Source organism: Lachnoanaerobaculum sp. MSX33 (assembly GCF_000512995.1).
Taxonomy (GTDB): domain Bacteria; phylum Bacillota; class Clostridia; order Lachnospirales; family Lachnospiraceae; genus Lachnoanaerobaculum.
The window spans coordinates 46,948-54,049 of record NZ_AZXX01000005.1 but is presented as its reverse complement, the minus strand read 5'-3'; the positions used below and the strand labels follow the sequence as shown (position 1 = coordinate 54,049).

Below are 7,102 nucleotides of genomic sequence, written 5' to 3'. Positions count from 1 at the left end.
ATAATTTTTTTATCTTTAAGAAAAAATATTGACATGAGAGTAAACTTTCAGTATAATCGGAATCACCGTAAAACATACTAAATTAATAGGTAAATAGGTTATATGTTTCTTGTTGTAAAGTAGGAAGGAATGCTCATGGGAAAGAAAGAACACAGTCACGAACATAATCATAATCACGAACACAATCATAGTCACGAACATAATCATGAACATAAGCATGGAGTTGACCATATTCACAGCCATAGAAATTTGATAGGATTTGATGAACATGGAGTGCCGACAATTACATTAAAGTCGGATCATGAAGAGGACGGAGACGATAAGGCTTTTATAAGAGATTATATGAATGCCGTATCTGAGTACAGAAAGACTTTTCCGTCAAAGGATGAGGTTTTGGAAAATACTCCGGATCCGGCAGTAAGAGAGATGATTTTGCGCCAGAATCAGCTTGGATTTGATACCACATTTGACAGATTCGACAGTCAGCAGCCACAGTGTGGTTTCGGTATGGCCGGAATCTGCTGTAAGATCTGTAATATGGGCCCATGTAAGATAACTTCAAAGAGTCCTAAGGGAGTCTGTGGTGCGGATGCGGACCTTATAGTGGCAAGAAATTTACTTCGTTCAGCTGCTGCAGGTGCGGCTCAACACGGTATGCACGGTAGAGAAGTTATTCTGTCTTTAAAGTGGGCAGCTGAAGGAAAGCTTGATTTACCTATACTGGGACAGCAAAAGATAAAGGATACCGCAAAAGCATTCGGAATAAAGACGGAAAGAAGAAGTATAAAAAAGATTGCTTCAGAACTTGCGGATATACTTTTAGAGGATATGAGCCGCACGGTACCGGGAGATTATAAAATTATAGAGGCACTTGGTTCCGAGGAAAGAAAAAAGGTCTGGAAGGAACTGGATATTCTACCTATCAGCGCATATCATGAAGTATTTGAGGCCTACCATAAAACAGGTGTCGGTACCGACGGTGACTGGAAGAGTATTATGCAGCAGTTTTTGCGCTGTGGACTTGCATTTACATACTCAGGTGTTGTAAGTACATCAATAGCAACTGACGGCCTTTTCGGAGTTGGAGACAGAGTTACATCAAAGGTAAATATCGGTGCTTTGAAAAAGGGATATGTAAATATTGCGGTACACGGTCATCTTCCTACCCTTGTAAGTGAGATTGTAAGAGTCGGCCAGGAAGAGAAGTTTATAAATCTTGCAAAAGAGGCGGGTGCAAAGGGAATAAGATTCTACGGAATCTGCTGTTCAGGACTTTCAGCAATGTATCGCTATGCAGGAGTTATTCCGCTTTCAAATGCGGTATCTGCTGAGCTTGTACTTGGTACGGGAGCACTTGATCTTTGGATTGCCGATGTTCAGGATGTATTCCCGTCAATAATGGAAGTTGCAAAGTGCTTCAGAACTACAGTTGTTACAACCAGTGAGTCTGCAAGATTGCCGGGTGCCGAGAGATTTGAATATGATCATCATCATTCAAATATAGGAGAGACAAGAGAACTTGCAGAAAAAATAGTACTTAGAGGTATAGAAAGCTTCAAAGACAGACAGGGTATACCTGTATACATTCCACCTTATGAAGTGGATGCCGAAGTCGGATTTTCACCTGAGTATGTGCATAAGCACTACGGATCTATGAAGCCTTTATATGAGGCTGTAAAGGAAGGTAAGATACTCGGTATTGTAAACATGGTAGGATGTAACAATCCTAAGGTTGTGTATGAGAAATGTGTTATTGATGTAGCCAATGCACTTCTTAGAAACAATATTTTGATACTCACAAATGGATGTGCCTCATTCCCGCTTATGAAGATGGGATATTGCAATGTTTCGGGACAGGAGCATGCAGGAGAGAGTTTAAAAGAATTCCTTGGAGATTTACCTCCGGTATGGCATGTGGGTGAGTGTATTGATAATACCAAATCAAGCGGAATCTTTGCAGGTGTAGCAGGTGAGGCGGGCAAGCCTTTATATGAGATGCCTTTTGCATTTACATCTCCTGAATGGAGCAATGAAAAGGGAATAGATGCGGCACTTGGATTCAGACTTATGGGTATCAATTCATATCACTGTGTGGAAGCTCAAATTCACGGTTCAAAGAATGTAATAGAATTTTTGAAACAGGGCACAAAGGAATTACTTGGTTCGGTGATGGTTGTAGATACAAATCCGGATTCTCTGGGTGAAAAAATAGTTGCCGATATCATTGAAAAGAGAAAGGCTCTCGGTTGGGCTGTACCTGATGAGATAGTCCACAAAGAGGAAGATTTAGCCGTAGTATAGTAGTATAAGTCGGTTAAAAATAGCTTGGATTAAAAAATATTTTGACGATTTTTCTTTGTTATAGTACTATAACAGTGTACATATCTTGTGTACATATATATTGATAATAATCTCCAGCAGTAAGTTCTCCATCATCAGGAGTCAGCCGAGCCCGGAGATTTTTTGTTTTATGTGGAGGAAATATAATAAGCTGCAGCTATTGACAACTGATTTATAAGATGTACAATGAAATTAAATAAAAGCTTCGTGAAAGTTTCGTATGGGGAATGAGGAGGAATTTTATGGACATGCAGTTGTTTTGGGACTCTGTAATAACAGTTGTCAGTGTAGTGGGATATGTAGGATCTTGGGTTGCCCTTGGACTTCTTATAAGGTGGTTTATAGTAAAGTCGAAGAGGTAACAAAGCAGTTAAAATTATAGTATTTATTAAAAAGGCAGTTTACCGTTTTGGTAAACTGCTCTTTTTACATTCTCCTAATTTCCGCCTGCAGCATATTTCCGACTAAAGATGCAAAATTGTCAAGTGATTTCACCTTTACAAAACTTCGACCGAAAATTTTTTGAACATTCGTAAGGCCGGCGTCATCGCCGGTAAAGGCGCAGAGCACATATATGTTTTCAAGCTTTGCCTTATGCACAAGCTCGGTCATATCCTCTATAGCGATATCACCGCTGTAATTTTTTGATTTGCCCTTGACCTCAAGCATATCATTCGGTTTTATATCCGTAAGCCATATCACAACTCTGTGAGAAGAATTGTTTTTCTTCATCTGCTCCATTAGAGCATTCAGTGCAAGACCGTCTCTGTTGGCACCTGTGGTAAAGAATCTAAATATTTCATTGTTTTTTGAGGTTTCATTGTAATCTCTGTAAAGATTCATTACGGTGTATCCGTTCATAGATGAATATCCCCATACTCTGACGGGAACATGGCAGTTGTCAAGTGCTTTTGAAATAATATATCCCTGTGTGGATACGGTGTCCATACGATGAATCTGTGAAGCCGAGGCATCCAGTAAAATATCGACACTTATATTGCCGCTGCCTTCCGCCACCTGCTTTTCAAAAATCTTATCATTGTTAAGATACAATGCCTTCCATACAAGAGCCGGATTTAGCTTACCGGTCTTTGAGTAGACGGTGGTAGGCTCAAGCTGAGTCAGCAGGGCATTTTTGATACGATTTGTAAGCTCCAAGATAGATGCATTATTGCTTCCTATATTGTCAAAGAAAAATTCTTTGTTTTTAGTATACTGCTTTTGCATTTCCTTTCGCATCTTTGCAGCAAATCCGCTTACCTTGTCTTCACTTTCACCTCTTGTAAAAAATATTCTGGTACCTTCGTGATTGCCGGTGCAGCATTCCCTTTGTATTTTTTCTGAGGTTTTATCATCATAGATGGACTTTCCGAAATAGCTGCTGATATATTTTCTAAGTCCTTCTTCCGTGATTCTGTTGAACTTTTCAGAGTCTGTTTCAAATGCGGAGGCGTCAGTTCCTCCCTGATTTTCGACATAGCCGAGTACAAGCTTGGTGGCACCTGAGATTTCATTTGAAACGCCTGCTTTTTTACCGAAGAAGAGTCTTGGAACGGGGATTTTGAACCTATGTTTTTGCCCCCTTGCACTGACACCGGGAAGATAGGTAAAATACTTTGCAAGAGTATTTGAGAGACTCTTTATAAAACCTTCAGTATCTACATCCGCACCGATTTCCACCTCACTTAAGAGCTTTCTGTCTACCAGATCGGGCAGTCCGCTGTCCTCACCCATAGAGGTTCTATAATGCCCTTCAAGTATCCATCCTTCTCTGCTTTCCGCAATACTCGGCATAAACTCTACAAGCTTTTGTTTGCAATATTCTCTTCTAAGAAGTAGGAGACCGGGCCTTAAGTCCTTTTCCTTTTCAAAGGTGGAGTTTTCAAGTGCAATCCAAAACAAAGCTTCATAGGTTCCCTGTCCTATGGTTTCATGGAAGGTATTGTAAAATTCCTTTAACCTTTTCCAGTCAAAATGTGCGTAGCTGCTGCCAAGTATTGTATTCCAGTAAAGATCCGCTTTTGCATTATTGTCATACATACGAAAACCGATGGAAACATCATAATTTCCTGCGGCATTCCAAATCATGTTTGCAGCTCTCTTTTTTTCAAACTCCGTCAAGATCATGAAAAGATACTCTCCCCGGAAAGGCTTTCAGGCAATCTGGCACTTACAATATCAAGTACAAGCTGTCTTTCATACTCGTCAAAGCATTTATTGATAAGTCCCATTTCCAAAGCCTTTGTAACTCCAAGTCCTTTTTTCATCATACCTATACAGGATATAAGGCCTCTAAGATCAAGACTTCTTGTAGAGATTTCGCCGCCCTCACATTTTTTTCTTATTTCATCAAAGAGAGTGGCAAACTGTGAGATATATTCAGGCTTTAGGGTAGGATATTTATCCTTTATAAGTTTTTGTAAGTTTTCAGCAGATATAACAGGCATATGAAGTACCATAAATCTTGAAGCAAGAGCTTCGTTCATCTCTCTGGTGCCGGCATAGCCGTAGTTCATTGTGCCTATAAATCTGGTGGATTCATGAAGATTTATCCTGTCATATCCCGGCAAATCAATGGTTCTTCTGAAGTCAAGTACCGCATGAAGTACGGCAAGTGACTCATTCTTTGCCATATTTATTTCATCAAGCACGCCGAAACCTCCCTTTATGGCACAGTTTAATATAGGGCCTTTTCTAAGCTTGACTTCGCCGTTTTCAAAGGTGTCAGAGCCTATAAGAGATGAAGCGTCGGTATTTATATAAAGTGATATATCCCACTGAGGTCTTGCAAATGCCATGGCAAGATTTTGTGCCAATACGTTCTTTCCTGTAGCCTTAGGGCCGTCAAGCAAGATATTTTCACCTGCTATTATGGCTGTGGCCGCTTCTTCCCAAATCTCCTTGCCGTAGTAGAGATATGAATCCTTAGGGATTCTTTTCTCATCCTCGGCTTCAAGCTTATAGAAGCTTCTGAATGACTTTATTTCCGAAATGATTTTATCCGATATATTTTCCTGTTTTAAAAATTCTAAAATTTCCATATTTCCTCTGTCTAATAAAAAATAATAAAAAAACTCCCAAGACAATATTATATTACAACTGTCTTGGGAGGAGCAATAATTTTGTTTATTTTACAGGATCGGCAGGAGTGTATCCACCCTTTTTACCTCTCCAGATAGTAAGAACTGCGTATAATGCGGCAATTACGGCACCGCCGATATAAGCAACATTCCAGCTTAAACCAAAGCCAAGCTTTGCATTCAAGATATAGCATGCACAAATAAATGTGTAGAAGACACCCGGTATGAGAGTCATCCATGCCCACTTTCCTCTCTTATTTATTATCAAATAAATAGTAGCGGCAGCAAGCGGGAAGAGTGCCATTGTCTGGTTAGACCATGCGAAATATCTCCAAAGAATATTGAATCCCTTAGGATCGATCTTTGCCCAAACAAGGATTGCACCTACTATAACGAAGATAGGAACGGCAAGACTGAGTCTTCTTGCATTGTTATCCTGCTTGATATGGAAGGTATCCGCAATAGTAAGTCTAAGTGCACGAAGTGCTGTATCTCCTGATGTGATAGGAAGGATAATGATACCGATAAGTGCTACGGCACCTCCGATAGGTCCGAGTGCATATCTACATACCACACCTACAACACTGGTAGGAGAAATAGCGACAAGCTCGCCTCCTTTTTGAATCATGTACTGCCATACACCCTTGTCACTAAGCTGCATTGTGATACCGCCGTGCTCGGCTGTGAACTGGATAAGTGCCATTGTACCGGCAGCCCATACCATAGCGATAAATCCTTCAACAACCATCATATTGTAGAAAGTCATACGACCTTCTTTTTCGCTCTTAATTGTACGAGCTACTAAAGCTGTCTGTGATGAGTGGAATCCTGAAAGGATACCGCAGGCTACAGTAACAAAGAAAATCGGAATAAAATGACCTGCCTTAAAATATGCTGCATAGTCAAATGACTGTGTTGCCCAGCTTCCCCAAACATTTACAAGCGGATAATGGAAGATAACCATTGCACCGAATACACCAAGTGCAGAGAATACCAAAATCGCACCGAAGATAGGATATACACGTCCGATAATCTTATCAATCGGGAATACTGTTGCAATAAGATAATAAGCAAAAATCACAGCGTAGATGACCCATGTAGAAACTTCTGTAGGAGCACCGCTGAAACCGAATACCTGAGTTGCGGCTATATCACCCGGTGTGTAAATAAATACAGTACCTACAAGTAAAAGCAAGAGGCATACAAATACGTCATAAATCCAGAATACTGTCTTGCTTGTATATTTGCGAACCATCTCAGGCATCTGAGCACCGCCGTCTCTTGTACAAATCATACCTGCAAAATAGTCATGAACCGCACCGCCGATTACATTACCGATAGGTATTGTAAGAAGTGCAATAGGCCCGAAAAGAATACCCTGGATAGGTCCGAGAATCGGTCCTGTTCCTGCGATATTAAGTAGGTTGATAAGTGCATTTTTCCATGTAGGCATAGGCACATAGTCTACACCGTCCTGCTTAGAATAAGCCGGTGTTTCTCTGTCGTCAGGCTGAAAAACATGGTCACAAAGACGTCCCATAATAAATCCGCCGACGATAAGAATTACAAGGCCAATCATAAATGTTGCCATAGAAAATTCCTCTCTTTCTATCTATGTTTAATTAATATATAATAAACATACTACTTGAAAATGAGTTTTTCAAGTTTTTTTAATAAAACAT

Annotated in this window: 4 protein-coding genes; 1 reads left to right on the top strand and 3 read right to left on the bottom strand. The window is 40.2% G+C overall.

Features of this window, described 5'->3' with window-relative positions:
- The first annotated feature begins 129 nt into the window (after window positions 1–129).
- Window positions 130–2,301, top strand: a complete 2,172-nt coding sequence (gene cooS / locus HMPREF1495_RS00590; RefSeq protein WP_034211165.1) for an anaerobic carbon-monoxide dehydrogenase catalytic subunit — start codon at window positions 130–132, stop codon at window positions 2,299–2,301.
- A 465-nt stretch (window positions 2,302–2,766) separates the two neighbouring features.
- Here the strand turns inward: cooS and HMPREF1495_RS00585 are convergent, their stop codons facing one another.
- The 3 genes from HMPREF1495_RS00585 to HMPREF1495_RS00575 form a co-directional block, all read right to left on the bottom strand.
- Entirely contained in the window at window positions 2,767–4,467 is a 1,701-nt protein-coding gene (locus HMPREF1495_RS00585; protein ID WP_034211164.1) for a hypothetical protein, read from the bottom strand.
- On the bottom strand, window positions 4,464–5,381 hold the full coding sequence (locus tag HMPREF1495_RS00580) for an AAA family ATPase (RefSeq protein WP_034211163.1): 918 nt from the start codon (window positions 5,379–5,381) through the stop codon (window positions 4,464–4,466). Before HMPREF1495_RS00580 ends, HMPREF1495_RS00585 begins: the two co-directional genes overlap by 4 nt.
- A gap of 85 nt (window positions 5,382–5,466) precedes the next feature.
- Window positions 5,467–7,011: a carbon starvation CstA family protein gene (locus HMPREF1495_RS00575; RefSeq protein WP_034211162.1), complete on the bottom strand. Its 1,545-nt coding sequence runs from the start codon at window positions 7,009–7,011 to the stop codon at window positions 5,467–5,469.
- Window positions 7,012–7,102 lie beyond the last annotated feature (91 nt).

Excerpts from the sequence above, each read along its gene's own strand:
- cooS (WP_034211165.1), top strand. The coding sequence starts at position 130 with ATGCTCATGGGAAAGAAAGAACACAGTCACGAACATAATCATAATCAC.
- HMPREF1495_RS00585 (WP_034211164.1), bottom strand. The coding sequence starts at position 4,467 with ATGATCTTGACGGAGTTTGAAAAAAAGAGAGCTGCAAACATGATTTGG.
- HMPREF1495_RS00580 (WP_034211163.1), bottom strand. The coding sequence starts at position 5,381 with ATGGAAATTTTAGAATTTTTAAAACAGGAAAATATATCGGATAAAATC.
- HMPREF1495_RS00575 (WP_034211162.1), bottom strand. The coding sequence starts at position 7,011 with ATGGCAACATTTATGATTGGCCTTGTAATTCTTATCGTCGGCGGATTT.